General features: G+C 67.5%; 16 protein-coding genes and 2 pseudogenes. 13 read left to right on the top strand and 5 right to left on the bottom strand.

All coding sequences use genetic code 11. From position 1 onward, the window contains the following. The first annotated feature begins 146 nt into the window (after positions 1-146). The 5 genes from ACIQVL_RS47500 to ACIQVL_RS47480 all read left to right on the top strand — a co-directional run bounded on the left by ACIQVL_RS47500 (position 147) and on the right by ACIQVL_RS47480 (position 5,508). Entirely contained in the window at positions 147-920 is a 774-nt protein-coding gene (locus tag ACIQVL_RS47500) for an SDR family NAD(P)-dependent oxidoreductase (RefSeq protein ID WP_403478726.1), read from the top strand. 266 nt (positions 921-1,186) lie between these two features. Then, a complete protein-coding gene (locus ACIQVL_RS47495; RefSeq protein WP_403478725.1) occupies positions 1,187-2,197 on the top strand; it encodes an aldo/keto reductase in 1,011 nt (336 codons plus the stop codon). Positions 2,198-2,266: 69 nt separating this feature from the next. Then, positions 2,267-2,683 carry an SRPBCC family protein gene (locus ACIQVL_RS47490; protein ID WP_403478724.1) on the top strand — a complete coding sequence of 139 codons (417 nt, stop codon included), beginning with the start codon at positions 2,267-2,269 and terminating at the stop codon, positions 2,681-2,683. An 81-nt stretch (positions 2,684-2,764) separates the two neighbouring features. Then, on the top strand, positions 2,765-3,811 hold the full coding sequence (locus tag ACIQVL_RS47485; RefSeq protein WP_403444275.1) for an aldo/keto reductase: 1,047 nt from the start codon (positions 2,765-2,767) through the stop codon (positions 3,809-3,811). Continuing rightward, the gene (locus ACIQVL_RS47480) at positions 3,808-5,508 is read left to right on the top strand and encodes an FAD-dependent oxidoreductase (protein ID WP_403478723.1); all 1,701 of its coding nucleotides are present in this window, start codon (positions 3,808-3,810) and stop codon (positions 5,506-5,508) included. Before ACIQVL_RS47485 ends, ACIQVL_RS47480 begins: the two co-directional genes overlap by 4 nt. A 40-nt stretch (positions 5,509-5,548) precedes the next feature. Here ACIQVL_RS47480 and fumC read toward each other — a convergent pair whose 3' ends face one another. The 3 genes from fumC to ACIQVL_RS47465 all read right to left on the bottom strand — a co-directional run bounded on the left by fumC (position 5,549) and on the right by ACIQVL_RS47465 (position 9,693). Next, a complete protein-coding gene (gene fumC, locus ACIQVL_RS47475; RefSeq protein ID WP_403478722.1) occupies positions 5,549-7,006 on the bottom strand; it encodes a class II fumarate hydratase in 1,458 nt (485 codons plus the stop codon). Continuing rightward, positions 7,003-8,658 (bottom strand): NAD-dependent malic enzyme, encoded by a 1,656-nt coding sequence (locus tag ACIQVL_RS47470; protein ID WP_403478721.1) that lies wholly within the window; start codon positions 8,656-8,658, stop codon positions 7,003-7,005. Before ACIQVL_RS47470 ends, fumC begins: the two co-directional genes overlap by 4 nt. Before the next feature lie 162 nt (positions 8,659-8,820). After that, entirely contained in the window at positions 8,821-9,693 is an 873-nt protein-coding gene (locus tag ACIQVL_RS47465; RefSeq protein ID WP_403478720.1) for an SDR family oxidoreductase, read from the bottom strand. Positions 9,694-9,943: 250 nt separating this feature from the next. Between ACIQVL_RS47465 and ACIQVL_RS47460 the strand changes: the two are divergent. Further along, a pseudogene (locus ACIQVL_RS47460) lies at positions 9,944-10,497 on the top strand (DDE-type integrase/transposase/recombinase); the annotation flags it as partial. 443 nt (positions 10,498-10,940) lie between these two features. Here ACIQVL_RS47460 and ACIQVL_RS47455 read toward each other — a convergent pair. Next, positions 10,941-12,122, bottom strand: coding sequence for a serine hydrolase domain-containing protein (locus ACIQVL_RS47455; protein WP_403478719.1), 1,182 nt, complete (start codon positions 12,120-12,122; stop codon positions 10,941-10,943). A 74-nt stretch (positions 12,123-12,196) separates the two neighbouring features. On the opposite strand from ACIQVL_RS47455, the pseudogene ACIQVL_RS47450 reads away from it, so the two are divergent. After that, a pseudogene (locus tag ACIQVL_RS47450) lies at positions 12,197-12,436 on the top strand (transposase); the annotation flags it as partial. A gap of 5 nt (positions 12,437-12,441) precedes the next feature. Here the strand turns inward: ACIQVL_RS47450 and ACIQVL_RS47445 are convergent. Then, a complete protein-coding gene (locus ACIQVL_RS47445) occupies positions 12,442-13,170 on the bottom strand; it encodes a DUF2625 family protein (RefSeq protein WP_403478718.1) in 729 nt (242 codons plus the stop codon). A 93-nt stretch (positions 13,171-13,263) separates the two neighbouring features. Between ACIQVL_RS47445 and ACIQVL_RS47440 the strand changes: the two genes are divergently transcribed. From ACIQVL_RS47440 to fxsT, 6 genes are all read left to right on the top strand, one after another. Then, the gene (locus ACIQVL_RS47440) at positions 13,264-13,842 is read left to right on the top strand and encodes a hypothetical protein (protein WP_403478717.1); all 579 of its coding nucleotides are present in this window, start codon (positions 13,264-13,266) and stop codon (positions 13,840-13,842) included. Further along, entirely contained in the window at positions 13,839-14,303 is a 465-nt protein-coding gene (locus tag ACIQVL_RS47435) for a DUF6262 family protein (protein WP_403478716.1), read from the top strand. Before ACIQVL_RS47440 ends, ACIQVL_RS47435 begins: the two co-directional genes overlap by 4 nt. Positions 14,304-14,320: 17 nt before the next feature. After that, entirely contained in the window at positions 14,321-14,608 is a 288-nt protein-coding gene (locus ACIQVL_RS47430) for a transposase (protein ID WP_060902739.1), read from the top strand. A gap of 23 nt (positions 14,609-14,631) precedes the next feature. Then, entirely contained in the window at positions 14,632-15,522 is an 891-nt protein-coding gene (locus ACIQVL_RS47425) for an IS3 family transposase (RefSeq protein ID WP_403478785.1), read from the top strand. Beyond that, on the top strand, positions 15,486-16,004 hold the full coding sequence (locus tag ACIQVL_RS47420; RefSeq protein WP_403478784.1) for a transposase: 519 nt from the start codon (positions 15,486-15,488) through the stop codon (positions 16,002-16,004). The genes ACIQVL_RS47425 and ACIQVL_RS47420 overlap by 37 nt, the downstream gene beginning before the upstream one ends. A 517-nt stretch (positions 16,005-16,521) precedes the next feature. After that, complete coding sequence (fxsT, locus tag ACIQVL_RS47415; protein ID WP_403478715.1) at positions 16,522-18,897, top strand: FxSxx-COOH system tetratricopeptide repeat protein; 2,376 nt, start codon at positions 16,522-16,524, stop codon at positions 18,895-18,897. The last annotated feature ends 173 nt before the right edge of the window (positions 18,898-19,070 follow it).

Below are 19,070 nucleotides of genomic sequence, written 5' to 3'. Positions count from 1 at the left end.
CGGTAGCGGTGCAGCGCGGCCCCGCGCTCCCTGTCCCACCGATCGCTGGGCCGCACCGCGCAGGAGCGGATGCCCGGTAGCAGATGCGAGCACGGTGCGTCGGGGCGAGACTGGAGGTCGGTGGATTCGTCAGGGGTGATCGGGAGATGAACATCGATCTCAGCGGACGTACCGCCCTGGTCACCGGGTCCACCGCGGGCATAGGGGAGGCGACCGCTGGGGCGCTCGCCGCGGCGGGTGCCGAGATCGTGGTCAACGGCCGGACAGTTGAGAGCGTCGCCGAGACCGCCGGGCGGCTGGGCGGGACCGGCGTCACGGCGGACGTGGGCACCGTGGCGGGGGCCGAGGCCGTGATCGAGCAGGTTGCCGACGTCGACGTCCTGGTCAACAACACCGGCATGTTCACCGTGCAGCCGGTGTTCGACATAACGGACGAGGAATGGCTGCGCTGCTTCCAGGTCAACGTGCTCTCAGGGGTCCGCCTGGCACGCCATTACGCGCCTCGGATGGCGCGTCGCGGCTGGGGCCGGGTGATCTTCGTCAGCAGCGAGGCCGGCATTCAGACGCCCACGAACATGGTCCACTATGGCATGACCAAGACGGCACAGCTTGCGGTGTCCCGGGGTATGGCCCAGGAGGTGGCCGGCAGCGGTGTGACCGTCAACTGCGTGCTGCCCGGGCCCACTCTGAGCGCGGGTGTGCTCACCATGTGGGACGACCTCTATCCCGGTCTCGACGCCGCCGAACAGGAACGCAGGTTCGTCGCCGACGGGCGGGCCGCGAACTCCCTGTTGGGACGTCTGATCCGCCCGGAGGAGGTGGCCGGCCTGATCACCTATCTCGCCTCGGACCAGGCGGCGGCGACCACGGGCGCGGCACTGAGCGTCGACGGAGGCCTGGTTCCCACCATCTATCCCTGAATTCACCGTCCGTCCCGGAAGAACGGGCGGCTGCATGGTCGACACCGCTGTGACGGATGACGCCGGACAGCCGGTCGGCGGACCAGTGCCCCTGGCGCAGGCGGAGCGAAGCCGACGAAACCACAGAGCGGGTGGAAAGGATCGGTTCCCCGGCCTCGGGCCCAGATGTGTCGCCGGCAGCGAAGACGGCGGCCCGTCCCTTCGACGGCCTGCACGTCCCGGAGCGCGGCCGACCCGTCTCTTCCCACCCGCGGATGGGAATGATCATGGACCTGAAGGCGATCCTGCCCGACCGTATCGGCTTCGGTACGGCCCCCCTGGGCAACATGTTCCGCGCCGTCCCGGAGGAGGAGGCAACGTCGACCCTGGACGCGGCATGGGACAAGGGCATCCGCTACTACGACACCGCGCCGCTGTACGGCGCCGGCCTCGCGGAGATCCGGCTGGGCGGATTGCTGTCCCGCAAGAACCGGGACGAGTTCGTGCTGTCCACCAAGGTGGGCCGGGTGATCCTCGACGAGGTCGAGTCCGGGAGCCGCGAACTGGGGGAGAAGGGAAGCCTGTTCGAGGCGGGACGGCCGAACAGGATCCTTCACGAGTGGACCGCCGACGCCACGGAACGCTCGATCGAGGGAAGTCTGCAGCGGCTGGGCGTGGACCGGCTCGACATCGTGTGGGTGCACGACGTGGCGCAGGACTTCCACGGCGACGACTGGCTCGGCAAACTCGAGGAGGCCAGGACCGGAGCGTTCCGGGTACTGACCAGGCTGCGGGACGAGGGGGTCGTCAAGGCCTGGGGCCTTGGCGTCAACCGGACGGAACCCATCGAACTGACCCTCGCTCTCGACGAGCCGAAACCCGACGGATTCCTGCTGGCCGGCCGGTACACCCTCCTCGACCATGAACACGCGATCCAGCGGCTGCTGCCCATGGCGCAGGACCAGGGAGTCGGCATGGTGGTCGGCGGCCCCTACAGCTCCGGGATCCTGGCCGGCGGAGCCCGCTTCGAATACGCGGACGCACCCCCGGAGATCATCGAGAAGGTGCAGCGGATCAAGGAGATCGCCGACCGCAACGGCGTCACCCTCAAAGCCGCCGCCCTGCAGTTCTCCCTGGCCCACCCGGTGACCGCCGCGGTCATTCCGGGGGCGACGAAACCCGGCCGTATCGCCGAGGACCTCGCGGCGCTGCACGAGAAGGTCCCGGACCAGTTCTGGCGTGAACTTCGCGAGGCCCGGCTGGTGAGCCCGCAGGCACCCCTGCCGGACGGCATCTGAGGCCGGTCCGATGCTCTGGGAAACGGCATTGCCCGGGAAAAGACATCTTCGACGCACTCGGAGGCAACGATGGCATCCGTATCGGTGAGCCGGACCATGCCCGCTCCCGCTGACCGCGTGTGGCGGTTGGTCGGGGGCTTCGGTTCGCTGCCCGACTGGCTTCCCAGCATCACCTCCAGCAACCTGGAGGACGGAGGCCGCCGCAGAACGCTCGGCAACCCGGAAGGGGAGACCATCGTCGAACGCCTGGTGGCCTTCAACGACGAGGAGCGTCAGTACAGTTACGCGATCGTCGAGGCGCCCTTCCCCGTCACCGACTACCTCTCCACTCTGCGCGTCCACACCGTCACCTCCGACCCTGCGGCCAGCGAGGTCCAGTGGTCGGGCCGGTTCGTCCCCACCGATGCCACGGAGGACGAGGTGGTCGCCCTCTTCTCCGGGATCTACGGCGACGGACTGGAAGCCCTGCGCACGGCCCTGACCTGACCGGCGGCGGCATTCGCCGGAAAGCGTGCAGATCCGCCACGGGAACGGAACGACCGTGGAATTCACGGGAGGAGAACGACCATGGAATACCGACAGCTGGGCGATTCGGGCCTGCTGGTCTCCACGATCGCCCTCGGGACGATGACCTTCGGCGGCAAGGACGTCTTCGGCCAGGTGGGCGACACCGACGTGGCAGGTGCCCGTCGCCAGGTCGACATGTGCCTCGACGCCGGCGTGAATCTGATCGACACCGCGAACATGTACTCCTCGGGAGCAGCCGAGGAGATCCTCGGGAAGGCCCTGAACGGCCGGCGGGACCGGGTCGTCCTGTCGTCCAAGGTCCGCCTTCCCATGGGGGACGGCCCCAATGACGAGGGTCTGTCGCGCCGGCACATCCTGAACCAGATCGAGGCCAGTCTGCGTCGCCTGGGCACCGACCACCTGGACATCTACCACGTGCACCAGTGGGACGGTCTGACTCCCCTCGAAGAGACCATGCAGACGCTCGACGGCCTGGTCGCCGCCGGAAAGGTCAGGTATCTGGGGGTCTCGAACTTCTCGGGCTGGCAGTTGATGAAAGCGCTCTGTGTCGCCGACGCGCACGGATACCAGCGGTTCGTCAGCAACCAGATCTACTACTCGCTGGAGTCCAGGGACGCCGAATACGAACTCGTTCCGCTCTCCGTGGACCAAGGGCTGGGGATCCTGGTGTGGAGCCCTCTCGCGGGCGGGCTGCTGAGCGGCAAGTACCGGCGCGACCGTCGGCCCGAGAACGGCAGGCATCTCACCGAGTGGTCCGAGCCCCCCGTCCGTGACGAGGACAAGCTCTACGACACCATCGACGTTCTCGTCGAGGTGGCCTCCGGCCACGGAGCCTCCCCGGCCCAGGCGGCGCTGGCATACCTGCTGACCAGACCCTCGGTCGCCGCCGTCATCGTCGGCGCCCGCAAGGACGAACAGCTGGCGGACAACCTCGGAGCGGCCGAGCTGAGCCTGACCCAGGAGGACGTGGACCGCCTCGACAGGGTGAGCGCGCCCGCCCTCATCTATCCGCACTGGCACCAGGCCAACCTCGTGTCCTCCCGGTTCGGCCAGGCCGACCTGGCACTGCACCGGCCGGCCCGGTGACCGACGACCGAGACCTCGCCCGCGGTGCGGGGCCGCAGTCTCCGGGGGAGGGGGAAGACCACGCCTATCCCCGCCTCTCCCCGGCGCAGGCCGACCGCATGGGCGGCTACGGATCGCGGGCGACCCTGTCGGAGGGACAGGTTCTCTACGCCAACGGCGACCGGGGGTTCGACTGCTACCTGATACTGGACGGGCACATCGACCTGTACGACGAATCCCACGACGACCCGATGCGGTACCGCCGCATAGTGACGTACGGACGCCACCAGTTCACGGGCGAACTGACCCTGCTCAACGGACAGAAGTCACTCGTGCGAGCGGTCGCGCGCGGCGGTACACGCGTCGTCCGGCTCACGCCCGTGCAACTCAGGATCCTGCTCGCGGAGGAACCCGAGATCGCCCGCACGGTACTGAAGGCCTTCATCCTGCGGCGGCGCAGCTACATCGAGCAGGGATTCGGGAACCTCGCCGTGGCCGGTGATCCGGGCGAGGGCCGGATGCTGGGCATCATCACCTTCCTGCGCCGCAACGGCCAGCCCTTCACCCTCATCGACACGAGGCGCCCGGAGGGACGCACGGAACTCGCCGCACGCGGGCTGGACGAGTCCGTCGCGCTGCCGGTCGTGCTCTACGGGCAGGGCGAGTTCGCGGAGACCCCTGACACCCGCCGACTGGCCGATCTGCTCGGGATCGTCGGCGCGCTGGACTTCGACGAGGTCTTCGACGTGGCTGTCGTGGGCGCGGGCCCCGCCGGACTGGCCACGGCCGTCTACGCGGCCTCCGAGGGCCTGCGCACCATCGTGATCGAGGCCGACGCGCCGGGGGGCCAGGCCGGGACATCTTCCATGATCGAGAACTATCTCGGCTTCCCGCTCGGTCTCAGCGGCCAGAGCCTCGCGTCGCGAGCCGAGGTACAGGCGCGGAAGTTCGGCGCCCGCATCGCGCTGCCCTGCACCGTGGAACGCCTGGAATGCAGCACCCGCCCGTTCACCCTTCGCATCGAGGGCGGCGGCTCGGTCCGCTCACGCACGGTCGTGGTCGCCACGGGGGCCAAGTACCGCAGGCTCGACCTGGCAGGACTGGACCGGTTCGAGGAGCACGGTGTGCACTACGCGGCGACGAGCCTGGAAGCGGCGCTCTGCGCGGGCGCCGACGTCGTCGTGGTCGGTGGCGCGAACTCCGCCGGCCAGGCCGCGGTCTTCCTGTCCCAGCACGCCCGGCACGTGCACATGCTGGTACGCCGCGACGAACTGGCCGCCTCCATGTCGCAGTACCTCCGCGAACGCATCCAGGCCACCGACCGCATCACGGTCCACACGCACACCGAACTGGCCGAGCTGGAGGGAACGCGCTGTCTCGAGCGGGTGCACTGGGTGGACCGCCGTACCGGCGAACGCACGGTCCGGCCCGCGACCGGTGTCTTTCTGATGCTCGGCGCAGTCCCCAACACGAGATGGCTACGCGGCTGCCTCGCCATGGACGTCCACGGCTTCGTGTGCGTCGGTGCCGGAGCGGCCCAGGCGGGCGGCAGACAGGACACACCGTGCTGGGCCGCGTTGCAGACGAGCGTGGCCGGGGTCTTCGCCGTCGGTGACGTTCGTGCCGGCTCGGTCAAACGCGTCGCGTCCGCCGTCGGCGAGGGCGCGATGGTCATGTCCGCCGTGCACGAGGCACTGGCGAAGGACGAAGGGTCTTGACTGTCTCCGTCCCTGCGCTCACGAATGGTGATGGTGCGGGTCAGGCGCCGGAGGCACCGTGGCCGACCATGGAAAGGGGGTCGACGACGGAGTCGAACGTCTTCTCGTCGACGTGACCGCTTGCCAGCGCTGCCTCCTTGAGCGTCTGGCCGTGGGCCAGCGCGGCCTCGGCGATGTGGGCTGCGTTCTGGTACCCGATGACGGGGCTCAGCGCCGTGACCAACATCAAGCTCTCGTCGACGTACTGTCCGATCCTCTCCCGGTTGAGCTGCGTGCCGATGACCGAGAAGGTGCGGAACTTCTCCATGCCGTCGGCGAGGATGCGCGAGGAATGGAGGAAGTTATTGATGATCACCGGGCGCATGGCGTTGAGCTCGAAGTTGCCCTGGCTGCCGGCGAAGGCGACTGCCGCGTCGTCGCCGAGCACCTGAATGGCGATCATGACGATGGCTTCGCACTGGGTCGGGTTGACCTTGCCGGGCATGATCGAGGAACCGGGCTCGTTCTGCGGGAGTTCCAGTTCCGCGAAGCCGGTACGCGGACCCGAGGCCAGCCACCGCATGTCGTTGGCGATCTTCATCAGGGCCACGGCCAACCCGCGCAGTGCGCCGTGCGCCCGCACCATCGGGTCCAGGGACCCTTGTGCCATGAACTTGTTCTCGGCCGTGACGAAGGGCCTGCCGGTCAACTCGGCGATCTTGCGGGCGACGTCGCGGCTGAAGCCTTCGGGTGCGTTCAGGCCCGTGCCGACCGCGGTACCTCCCAGCGCGAGTTCAAGCAGGCCGGCGCGGCTGTGCTCGATCTCCTCGATGCACGCGCGCAGCTGCGCCGCGTAGCCGGACCACTCCTGCCCGACGGTGAGCGGTACGGCATCCTCGAGATGGGTACGGCCGATCTTGACGACCTGGGCCCATTCCGAGGCTTTCGCCTCGATGGAATCGGCGAGTTCACGGGCCTGGGGTAGCAGGTGTTCGTCGATCTCCTGGACGGAGGCGATGTGCATCGCGGTCGGGAAGCTGTCGTTGCTGGACTGCCCCATGTTGACGTCGTCGTTCGGGGCGATGGGCTTCTGGGTCCCGAGCGTGCCGCCGAGCAGCTGTGACGCGCGGTTGGAGATGACTTCGTTGACGTTCATGTTGCTCTGGGTGCCCGAGCCCGTCTGCCAGACGTAGAGCGGAAAGTGGTCGTCGAGCCTGCCCGCGACGACCTCCTCTGCCGCCCGCGCGATGGCCTTCTCCTTCCAGCCGGGCAGTCGCCCGGCGGCGGCGTTGACGAGCGCTGCCGCCTTCTTCACGTAGCCGTAGGCGTGATAGACCTCCTTCGGCATCCGGTCGTCGCCGATGGCGAAATGGACGAGTGAGCGCTGTGTCTGCGCCCCCCAGTACCGGTCCGCCGGCACGTCGACCGTGCCCATGCTGTCGAATTCCTGCCGACTTCCGCCGGCGTGGATCCCGATCGGCAGGTCCTGCGTCTTTGGGGGAGACGGGTTGCCGCTCATTGCCCGTCCTCCAGGTCCTCCGGGCGATAGACCGGGTCCCACATGGCGTCCTGGACCGCCTGAATGAGGTTGTCGTAGGACTTCGTCGCGACACCGTCCGCTGCCGCGGCTTTGGCCACGGCGACCGCGACCGTCGCGGACGACGCCCTCAGGTTCGCGACCGGCGGCAGCAGCGACGCTCCGGGCGCCGACACATCGACCTGGCCTGCCACTGCCTCGGCGGCGGCAAGCAGCATGTTGTCCGTGATGCGGCCGGCCCCCGACACGATCGTGCCGAGACCGAGTCCCGGGTAGAGAAGGGCGTTGTTCGCCTGCCCGATCTCGTAGGAGACCCCGTTGTACTGCATCGGCTCGACGGGGATCCCGACAGCCATCAGGACCCTGCCCTCGGTCCAGGGCACCGCGTCCGACGGCATGACCTCGATGCGACTCGTCGGATTCGACAACGGCAGCAGGATCGGACGCTCGACACCTTCCGCCAGCGCCCTCACGACGTCCTCGGTGAACGCCCCGTGGGCCGTAGAGGTGCCGATGAGGATGGTGGGCTTGACGTGCCGGATCGTGGTGAGGAGATCGATCTCACCGTCGCCCCAGCCGCCGACTTCGGACTTCGACCGCGCATAGACCTGCTGGTAGTCGGGGAGGTCCGGCATGTCATCCGTCACCAGGCCGCGGACGTCGATCAGCCAGATGTTCTTCTTGGCCTCGTCAGGGGTCGCACCGTCCCTGAGCATCGCCGCGTGGATCTGGTCGGCCATGCCGGTTCCGGCGGTGCCCGCCCCGAAGACGACGAGCCGCTGCTCGGGCCAGCGTCCCCCGGTGACTTTCAAAGCCGAGAACACCGAAGCCATGACGATCGCCCCGGTACCCTGCATGTCGTCGTTGAAGATCCGGTACTTGTCGGCGTTCTCCACCAGGATCCGCCGGGCGTGCGACGGCCCGAAGTCCTCGAAATGCAGGAGCGCGTTCGGGAACAGCTCGGACGCGGTCTGCAGATACCGGGTGATGAAGTCGTCGTAACGACGGCCGTCCACGCGGGCATGCCGGTTACCCAGATAGGACGAATTGTTGAGCAGTTGCTCGTTGTCCGTCCCCACGTCGAGGTTCACGGCGATGACGCGGTCGGGGTCGATGCCGGCGGCGGCCGTGTAGACGGCGAGCTTCCCGATGGAGATGTCGGTCCCGTTGACGCCCCAGTCTCCGATGCCCAGGATCTCCTGGGCATCGGAGACGACGATCAGATCGACGTCGTCCGCACCGAGACCCAGCGACTGGAACGACGCCCTGATGTCGTCCGGGCGATCGATCGACAGGAACACCGCGCGCGAGTCCCGGTAGTCGACCGACCACTTCTCGATCGCCTCACCGACCGTGGGGTCGTAGACGACCGGGAGCAACTCCTCGAGGTGTTCGGCCAGCAGCTTGAAGTACAACACCTCGTTCCGGTCGTGGACCTCGTTGAGATAGATGTACTTGTGCAGGCTCGAAGGCTGCTGCAGCAGCTGTGCGTAGGCCCGTCGGGCCTGCTGCTCAAGGGTCTCGACCGCGGCCGGCAGCCGCCCCGTGATCCCCAGCCGCGCCCGTTCCTCCAGCGTGTACGCGGTACCGCGATTGCGATAGCGATCCTGCAGCACGGTCGGCTTGACACGCATTTTGGTGTACCTCCAGCTGTCGCGGGTGCTGCGCGCTCATGAGCGAACGCGTGTGCACGCGGCGGGAGCCGTCCCGGACTCCGGTCGGCTCCCGCCGGGCCCTTGCTGTGCGTCCACGGCCTGGCCGTGCCGCTGCTTTCAGCCCTCCAGGCCGCCGGCCCCTCAGACGGTCACGGGAGTCTCGGGCTGCATCTCGTAGGAGTGCTGGATGGCTGGATGCCGGGTCCCGAGACCATCCGTGACCTTGCGCTCCCATGGAACCGCCTGGAGCTGCTTGGTTTCCTCAAGCATCGACTTGGGCTCCAGGTTGCGGAAGCTGTCGACCTCCCCGGCGGCAACGGCCGTCAGCGTGGCGAACACCGCTTCGGGGTCGAACTGCGGGCGCGGGAAGGCGAGCTTGGAGTAGTCGAAGAGGCGTTGCGAGGGGTCGTCCTCCCAGCTTTCCCATGTCTGGAACATTCGGTCGTTGAAGCCGGTCAGGAACGGACCCGGGTTGACCGTGGCGACTTCGATGTTGTGTTCCTGCAGCTCGTAGGCCATGGTCTCGGCGATGGCCTCGATTGCGTGCTTCGAGGCGGAGTAGATGCCGGTGAAAGGATTGACGTTCAGGCCCTCCCGCGAGGACACCCAGACCACGCGGCCGGCCCCTCGCCTGACCATCTGCTTCACGATGCCCTGGGTGAGGAGCAGCGGACCCGTGACGTTGACCTCGAACTGGTGCCGGATGTTCTCCTCGGGAATGTCGACCGTGGAGCCGCCCTCACCGACGCCGGCGTTGTTCACCAGGATCTCCACACCCCAGTCGAGGGCCTTGTGGCGGTCTCCGTCGTTCGTGACGTCCAGCTTCACGACCTGAAGCTGGACTCCGCGTTCCGCCGCCTGCCACTTCAGCGTCTGCACCTGGGCGTAGATCTCCACCCCGGCGATCACGTCGAAGCCCTTCTCGGCAAGGCGCATGGCGGCCTCGAACCCGAAACCGGTGCCCGCTCCTGTGATCAGGACTTTCTTCAGGTCCTTCAATGCTGCATTCGCCATGTGGAGTCGTTCCCTTCAGGTCCTCGTTACTCCACGGCGCTGAATGGACCGACGCGTTGCAACAGGCACCCAACAGCACGCTCCTCGCGTGGTCTGGAGCGATGAGGGGAGCCTGGATCAGCCGACTGCGGTCAGTCTCGTAGTCGCATGTTCATACGCAGCGCCACCCGGATTCTCAGATCGGGCCTCGACGATCCCCACGCCGTACGTAATGTCCAGTTTGGGCCCCCGTGGGGCTCCTGGCAACCGACTGCCCGGACCGGTGCGGATCAAGCGCCCGCGGGGTGCCGTCACCGCCGAGGACCTGGTCGACCGGAGGTTCCATCGGCTGCGTCCCGACGAGCTGTGGGTCACCGACATCACGCAGCACCGCACCAGAGAAGGGTGGGTGTACTGCGCGGCGGTCCTGGACGCGCTCAGCCGCATGATCGTGGGCTGGCCGATCGACTCCGGACAGAACTCGACCCTCGTGGTCAACGCGTTGGACACGGCCGTCCACGATCGCCGCCCCGAACAGGCGGGACACTGGACGCCGATCACGGCACCCAGTTCACCTCGTGGGTCTTCGGTGACACGACCCGCTCCGCCGGACCGCTGCCCTCGTTCGGCACGGTCGGGGACGGCCTGAACAACGCGATGACGTGGTCGTTCTGGTCTCCGATGCAGATCGAGCTGTTGAACCGCAAACGGTGGAAGACCCGGGTCGAGTTGGCGAACGCGATCTTCGAGGACATCGAGATCTTCCACAACCGACAGCGGCGCCGCTCGGCACGGGGCTACCGCACCCCGATCGAGTACGAACTACTCTCCGAACAAGACACCATCCCCGCCGTCAGTCAGCCACCGCAGCTGGAACCCGAACCGTGGGGCGGGTCAGCCTGGAGCCCAAACGGTGGGGCAGGTCAACCAGTCACCCGAACCTGCATCAGACCCGTCGATCATTCTGAAACGATCAGTTAGTCGTCGACAACGCACTCCAGATGCATGGGCGCACGCAGCGTCCTCGGGTGGCTTTCACCTCGCCCGTGGGGGCATCCGGCAGCTCTGCCGGCGGGACGGAGCAGCTGAGCACTGATCCCGGCAGATGCCCCCTGGGCGCCGTCCTTGCCGCTGGGGTCCACCATCTGCCTCGCCCGGCCGCTCTGAGCTGAGGCATACAAGCGTCGCGCGAGGACGCCACCGGTAGGGGTCCCAAGCGTCGGAGCTCCCGGCGCCGAGCTCGCCGGCCACCGCGGCGACGCTTCCGTTTACGGGGTGCTGGGGTCCCCGGCGCACAATGCGTGGTCGATCAGGGCGCTGGCCGCGTTCTCCTGGGCCAGGATGTGCTCTGAGGTGTCGCCGCGTGCCTCGGACATGGAGACCACGACGCTTCGCCTGCCGTTGTCGGTGACGCCGTTGAGGGTGATGTAGCCGCCGTCCCCGCCCTCGTGGCTCCAGTAGGTTCCTCCGCAGCTCAAAGGGCGTTCGACCAGGCCGAGCCCGTATCGACCGCCAGGCCACAGCTGTTGGAGCTCCGTGCTCACGGGGACGGTCTGCTTCATCTCGGCCAGCTGACGGGCCGGCAGCAGGCGGCCCGCGAGCAGTGCGCGGAGGAAGTCGTTTTCGTCCCGCGTGGTCGTGACCCACGAAAGGTTCTCGTAGTCCACCGGTATCTGGTCGGTGACGTCCACCCGTGAACGGGGGCCAAAGAGCTGGTAGGCCTGGGCGTGGGGTCGGGGCAGGGCGGGTGAGGTGCCCATCCACCGGGTCTGGTCGAGGCCGAGCGCGCGCAGAATGCGGTCTTCGATCTCCTGATGGGCGGGTTGACCGGTGGCCTTCTGGATGATCATGTCGAGCAGGACATAGCCGGAGTTGGAATACGCCCAATCCTCGCCGGGCGGGAAGTCCGGCGCGTGAGCCATGGCGCGGGCGACCAGTTGCTCGGAGCCGTAGACGTCGTGACGCTGCTGGTAGTACTCCTCCGGTGTGGTGTATCCGGGCAGGTCGTCGTGGATGCCGCTGGTGTGCTGGAGCAGTTGGCGGATGGTGATCCGGCTGCCGTCGTTGCCGTTGCCCTGGACCACTCCTGGCAGCCACTGGTCAACCGTGTCGTCCAGGGACAGCTCGCCCTCGGCCTCCAGTTGGAGGACCACGGTGGCGACCAGCGTCTTGGACGTGCTGGCCATGCGGAAGTGGCCGTCGGAAGGGACCGGGCGGCCAGTGTTCAGGTCGGCGGTGCCGCTGGTGGCGACCGACTGCCGACCGTCGGACGCGATCACGCGGGCCTGCACACCGCTGACACCGAGGGCGTGGATCGCCGCGGTGTCCCGTCGTAACTGCTGCGCAGGTGAGGAACCGGTGGGCTGGGCGACGGCGGTGGCCACCTCGGCGGCGAGCAGCGTAGCGACACCGAGTGCCACGGCGAGGGGCTTACGCAGATTCGAAATCATGGCTGAAAGCTAGTTTCGCCCCCAACCGGGCGCGATCCGGCGCACCCCAAGATCGGAACGGGGGATAACCCCCGTACGACTACGCCCACCTGCGCCGGTGGCTGCACTCCCGGAACATCACCCCGCGCATCGCCCGCAAGGGCATCGACTCCTCCGAGCGCTTGGGCCGTCACCGATGGACCGTGGAACGCACGGTGGCCTGGCTTGCCGGGTGCCGCCGCCTGCACCGCCGCTACGAGCGATAGGCCGAACACTTCCTCGCCTTCGCCGGCATCGCCGCCGCGCTCATCTGCTATCGACGTCTGGCTGCGTGAGCCGTTCATGTCACTCCGAGGAACCCCGGGTCGGCGCCGTCGAACTGCAGGCACGAGTCGCGGCTCAGCCCCAGGAGTTCCGCCATGGGAACCGCACGGCGACTCGTCGCCCGCAGGTCCTGGCGGGCCTCGGCCGACCACAACGACGGAAAGAATGACAATCCCTGCCGGCCGGTCAACACGGACACCTCGCTGCGCCAGCCGTCCCACCGCAGGTCCCCATAGAACTCCTGCAGCCCTCCGGTGAGAATCCAGGACAGCCAGGCCGAGTGCCCGGCGCCCAGCGCCTCCCAGCCAAGGGAATCGGGGGCGAAGTAGATGATCTCGCCCGCCTCGCCGGGCCGACCAGCCTCACGGGGGTTTCCACCATTGAGGGCGAAGACGCCGCCCAGCACATCGTGTGCAACCACGAGTCCCGCCCCTGGCCGCCAGGCCGGATCGAACACCGAGGGCATCGCGTTGATCTCCCCCAGGCCCGGCAGCCTCTCAGCGTCGGCGCCACCCGGGCTTCCGAAGATCCGCAACCAGCCGCTGTCCACGAACAGACCGCCGCTGTTCATGACGATCCCGCCCAGATTCGACCGGGCCGAGGCCTGGAGCTGCAACAGCGAAGCACGGCCTATCTCGGCATTACCGGGCAGCACCTCAACTGGTACGTCAGTGCCGGACAGCTCCTGGAACAGGAGCGGCCAGGCTGGATCATCGACGTTGATCAGCTCATCTACCTCGCACATCCCCGCATCGTCGCACCAGCACTGAAGACGCAGTCCGTCGGGGCTTCTTCACTTCAATCCACCAAACGAGATGATGGGCAGGTCTCGGAGAGGATGGCCGAGCACTACACCCATCTCGCCAGCACCGACCCCCGCCTGGAGGACGCACTGAACGCCGTCTGGGTCGCCGGACCCGGATCGGCGGAGCCGGGGCTTCTCCTGTCAGACAGCGAGCCGATGACACGAGAACAAGCCGAAGCCCTCGCCGTCGATCTCACCCGCAGATCCACCCCGGCCGAAGGCGGCTTCTGCACCTTCCAGCCCGTCGTCGACGGCGATGCCTGCCCCTGGAACATGGACTGCCACAACTGCGACAAGTTCGTCCTGTCAGGCGCTGACCTCGTCTACTGGCACCGCAAACGGGAGCAGTGGCGGATGCTCGCGGAACGCGCTCCCACCAGCGCGACCGCCGACTACCTGCACCAGGTCTTCGAGCCCACGGCCCGCGCGATCAACGGTCTGGAGAGAGCCCTGGCCGCCGTCGGCCTCCTTGAAGAAGCCCTCACCCTCGACCTTCGCCGGCCGCAGGACTACTTCGGCCGCGTCTGGTCCACTACTTTCCGGGCACGAGAGCTCGCCCGCCACGGGGATACTGACCCCCTCCACGACGACGATGACGCGGAGACGAGGTGACCTCCGCCCCGGACCAGACCGCGGCGGCGGCGGCCGCCCGCCGCCGCCAGACCCAGGACAAACTCCACCGCGTCGAGAAAGCCATCGGCCAACTCCGCCGCGAACGCGGCCGCCTCACCGTCCGGGCGGTCGCCCAGCGCGCAGGCGTGTCCGCCACGTTCCTCTACGAGAACACCGACGCCCGCAGCCTCGTCCAGGCCGCCGTCACCAACAGCAAGAGCCGCCACGACCACGTTAGCCAGAACGAACACGATCGCATCGAAGCGTCGTGGCGGGAACGGGCCCTGAACGCTGAAGACCAGCTCACACGCACGCAGCACGAAATCCTCGCCCAACGACAGCGGATCGGAGAACTCATGGGCCAGCTCAGGGAGCTCGACCAGATGGTCCTGAGGTTCCCCCTGCCAGCCGGACAGCTTGATACTGGGACGGATGGTCCCGGAGGAAGCAGTCACAGGTAGTGAGTGGCAAGAGCAACATGAGTAAGCGGTACACGGCCGAGTTCAAGCGGGACGCGGTCGCCTTGGCGTTGTCCTCGGAGAAGACGGTCACCGAGGTCGCGAGAGATCTGGGCGTGAGTCCGGAAGGGCTGCGCGGGTGGGTGAAGCAGGCGAAGGTCGACCGCGGTGAGGGACCCGCCGGGGCTTTGACCACTGCGGAGCGTGAGGAGTTGGTCCGGCTGCGGCGGAAGGTCCGCGAGCAGGAGGCCACGATCGAGGTTCTGGGAAAAGCGACCGCCTTCTTCGCCCAGGACAAGATGAGGTAGACACCGCGGCACGGTGTCGTTTCATCGATGCGGAGAAGGCGTCGGCGGGTAATCCTGCAGGTCACAGCGTTGCGTTTCTGTGTCGTGTGCTGGGAGTGCCCCGTTCCACCTACTACGCGCACAGGGCGTCACGGCCTGCCCGGGCGGTGCGGGAGCGGGCCGAGGAGGTGCTGGTGGGCGAGATCCGGGTGCTTCACGCTGGATCTCGCGGTGCCTACGGGGCCCCGCGGATCCACGCCGCCCTGCGGCGGGCCGGGCGGGTGGTGAACTCCAAGAAGGTCGAGCGGCTGATGCGCAAGCACCGGATCGTCGGGATCACCCGCCGTCGGCGGCGGGGCCTGACCCGGCAGGCGAAGCGGGCGGTGTTCGCGCTCGACCTGATCGGACGGGACTTCACCGCGCCCCGGCCCGGGATGCGGCTCGTCGGCGACATGACTGAACTCAGCACGCTGGAAGGGAAATTGTATCTGGCGACCTGTATCGATCTCGCGACGCGGGAGGTGGTCGGCTGGGCGATGGCCGACCACCACCGCGCCGAGCTGCCGGTCGCAGCCTTGCGGATGGCGGCCGGGCGTGGCGGCCTGGAGCAGGGTTGCGTCATGCATACGGATCGCGGCAGCGAGTACACGAGTGACGAATTCCGCAGCGAAATACGCAAGTTGCGCATGAGGCAGTCGATGGGGCGCGTCGGCTCTTGTTACGATAATGCCGCCGCGGAAAGCTGGTTCGCCATCCTGAAAGCAGAGATCGGGACGACCATGTGGGAGACCCGCGAGGCCGCAAGGGCCGACGTTTTCCGCTACGTCGAAGTCGAGTACAACCGCAGCCGGCTCCGTCGGCACCCCGACTACGGGCACGTCACCCCGCTCGAAACGAGATCCTTGCTCAGGCAGAACCTCGTCCCGGCAGCGTAAACACCCGCTGTCCAGTTCGCGGGGGGAACTTCAGGCTCTACCTCGCCTGCTGGCTGGACCTGGCCACCCGCGAGGTCGTCGGCTATGCCATGGCCGACCACCACCGCGCCGAGCTCGTCGTCGATGCCCTCGACATGGCCCACGGCCGAGGGAACCTGGAGCCCGGCTGCGTGATCCACAGTGACCGCGGCAGCGAATACACCTCGGCCCAATTCCGCTCTCGAATATGGGAGTTGGGGCTGCAGGGCAGCTGCGGACGCACCGGGTCATGCTTCGACAACGTCGCCGCGGAGAGTTTCTGGGCCCTGCTCAAAGAAGAGATCGGCACCCGTATCTGGCCCGACCGGGCAACTGCCCGCGCCGAGGTCTTCACCTTCATCGAGACCTTCTACAACCGCCGCCGCCTGCGCAAACACAAGACCTTCGGCTACCTCACACCAGCCGAGACCAGGCAGCGGCACCAACACACCCTCGCGGCATAACCGACGAGTGTCCAAGATCACGGGGAAGCTCCAGCGGCCCTGACCATGTTCGGTGCGGGCTGCGGGGCGATGGCCGTTCGGGTGCCACTGCATGTCCTGGTGCGGCAAGGCGTGGTCGGGGTCTGGCTACATCGGCTCAGTACGGCCGATGATGGTCGGATGACGGTGCGGCGCGGGCTCCTTGTGGCAGCCTCAGCGATTCTCTCGGTGGCGATCGCGGTCGCTTCCAACCAGATTCTCAATGACGGTGTCTGGGCCTGGTGGTGGGTCCTTATCGCCATGGTCCTGGCCACCGCTGGCACCTTGGTGGCCTACTGGCTCACTATCCCCACACCGCCTGATCCGGCCCCGGCCCCTCCCGACCCAGGTTCGGCACCGACGCCGAGGACGTCCCAGACGGTACGCGGCTCCACCATCCATGGGAACGTTCACCAGATCGCGGATGTCACCGGCGACGTTCACCTCGGGACCACAGATGACGGAACCAGCTGAGTCCAGGCAGGCCGTGATTGATTCGGTGGTGCACAACCTTATCCAGGTCGACCGTGTCACCGGGAACGTCACCATCAACGTCCCCGAACCGCCCCCCGTCCAGGCCCAGTTGATCGAGGGTGACATCCCGCAGAAGCCGCGCGGGTTCCAGCCACGTGGAGATCTGCTGCAGCAACTGCACGAGCAGGTCTCCGACGACGGCACTGCGGTGGTGTCAGCGGTCACCGGCACGCTCGGGGTGGGGAAGACCTTGCTGGCCGCCTCCTATGTCTGGCTCAGCCAGAAGGCCGGGTATCCGGTGATCGCCTGGATCGCCGCAGAGACCCGCGACCAACTGATGGCCGGCATGGCCGCACTCGCCGACCGCCTGGGAGTGCGCGGTCCGGAGGACAACGCGGAGGCTGCCGCGCACAATGCCAGGAACTGGCTGTCCGGATCCAGCAGCCCCAGTCTCCTCGTGTTCGACAACGCAACCGATCTCGACCAGATTCGCCGGTGGGCTCCCGCCACCGGAAACGTCCGGGTCATCGTCACCTCCCGCAACCGCGCCTTCCACCGCCTGTTTGCACCGGTCGACGTAGCAGTCTTCACCGAGGCCGAAGCGGTCGCCTACCTGCACAGGCGGACCGGCCTTACCGACGACCAGGGAGCCGCCGAGCTGTCCGGCGTGCTCGGCGGCCTGCCGCTTGCGCTGGCCCAGGCCTCCGCACAGGTCAACCGACAGCGGATCGGCTACCAGGACTACCTGGTACTGCACCGCGAGTTTCCCCTGTCCGACCACCTGCCCAGCCTCAGCGGCGACGCCTATCCCTTCGGCACGGCCGAGGCGATCCTGCTGTCGGTGCTCGAGGCGGAAGCCTCCCATGTCGCCGCTCGGCACACACTGGAGCTCATGGCCGTCCTCGCCCCCTCCGGCGTCCCCCGTGAGCTGCTCGATGATGCGGCCCTCGCCGACCTGGCCGACACCTCCCTGATCAGTTTCAGCGACGACAATTCCACGGTTCACATGCACCGTTTGATCCAGCGGGTGCTACGCGAACGGGCCCAGCACGAAGGACGACTGGACGCCGCCATCGTCACAGCAACCGGCCTGCTGGAGACGTACCAGCACCGTCTCCCCGGCGGGACCGCGATCCTGGCCACCCGCGCCTCCCTCCGATCCCTGGTCGAACAGATCAAGTCGGTGCACGCGTTCAGCCCGTCCGAGCGCACCCTGGCGATGCTCGCCTCCAGCAGCCGCCGGCTGACCGAGCTCGCTGACCTCCCCTTCGCCACCGAACTGGCACACGAAGTACTGGCTACACGGGTGAACACCCTCGGTCCTCTCCACCGCGACACCCTCACCAGCCGGTACGACCTCGCCGTCCTGTACGCAGCCGCCCGACAGTTCGACGAGGCAATCCAGCTGCTCGAACACGTCAGAACCGAACAGGAAAAGATCCTCGGGACCAAGCACCGCGACACACTTGCTACCGGCCGCGCCCTCGGCCACTGCTACGCACACTCCACCGGACGCAGAGCCGAAGCCATTCCGCTCCTCGAACAGGTGACCGCCGCCTGCGAACAGGCCCTCGGCCCGGACGATCCCGGCACCCTCGCCAGCCGCGACAAACTCGCCTGGGCCTACGGGATCGACGGCCAGGGCACCCGCGCGTTGAGCCTGTACGAGAGCACGTACGACATCGCCCGGCGCAGCCTGGGCCCAGAGTACGAGGACACCCTGGAGTATCAGAACACCCTCGCGCACGCCTATGCCTTTGGCGGCGCACAGCCGGGAAAGGCGATCGAACTGTATGAGAACACACTGTCCGTACGGACCAGGACCCTGGGCCCCGACCACCCCCGCACCCTGGACGCACGCAATCGGCTCGGCCAAGCCCTCGCCAAAGCAGGCGACGCGGACCTGGCGATCGCCGAGTTCGAAGAGACGCTGACCGCCAGAACCCGGGTGCTGGGCCCCGACCACCCCGACACCGTCCGCTCCCAAAGCGATCTGGGTGCGGCCCTCGTGAACGCCTGGGCGCCTCAGGACGCCATCGAACAACTCCAGGCAGCACTGGCCACCGCCGAACGCGTACTAGAGCCGGACGACCCCGACACCCTGACCATCAGGAACAGGCTCGCCCTGGCTCACCACGCGGCCGGTCACGACAGCACGGCGATCGAACTCCTCCAGCGGAACCTGGAGGAGGCCCAGTGGATATTCGCCGACGACGGGGAGTACATCGAGCACTTCAGACACACCCTGCACCAGATCGACTACGAGAGCAGTGGCATCTACTCTGCCGCGATCGGCCCGTACGAACGCGCCCAGTGGCTCGAGAACCAGGCCCGACAAAGAGCCGAGCAACCACCAGCCCCCACCAAGCCTCCCGCACGATGGTGGCGCCGCAAACGGTAGGTAGGAGCCAACCGCCGTCACGCACCCGGTCCGAGCGAAACAGATCTCGGAACGGGCGAGGGCACCCCGCTGGTCTTTAGACGCTGTTGTCTTTCCGGACATGAGGGCGGTGTTTTCGCTGGTCAGGCATAGTGCGGGTGGTTCGGTGGGAGTGGTGGCGTGTCGTGTCGTCG

Origin of the sequence: Streptomyces sp. NPDC090499 (assembly GCF_044769305.1) — a bacterium.
Lineage (GTDB): Bacteria > Actinomycetota > Actinomycetes > Streptomycetales > Streptomycetaceae > Streptomyces.
The sequence above is the reverse complement of the archived record's forward strand: the minus strand, read 5'-3'. Positions and strand labels throughout refer to the sequence as shown.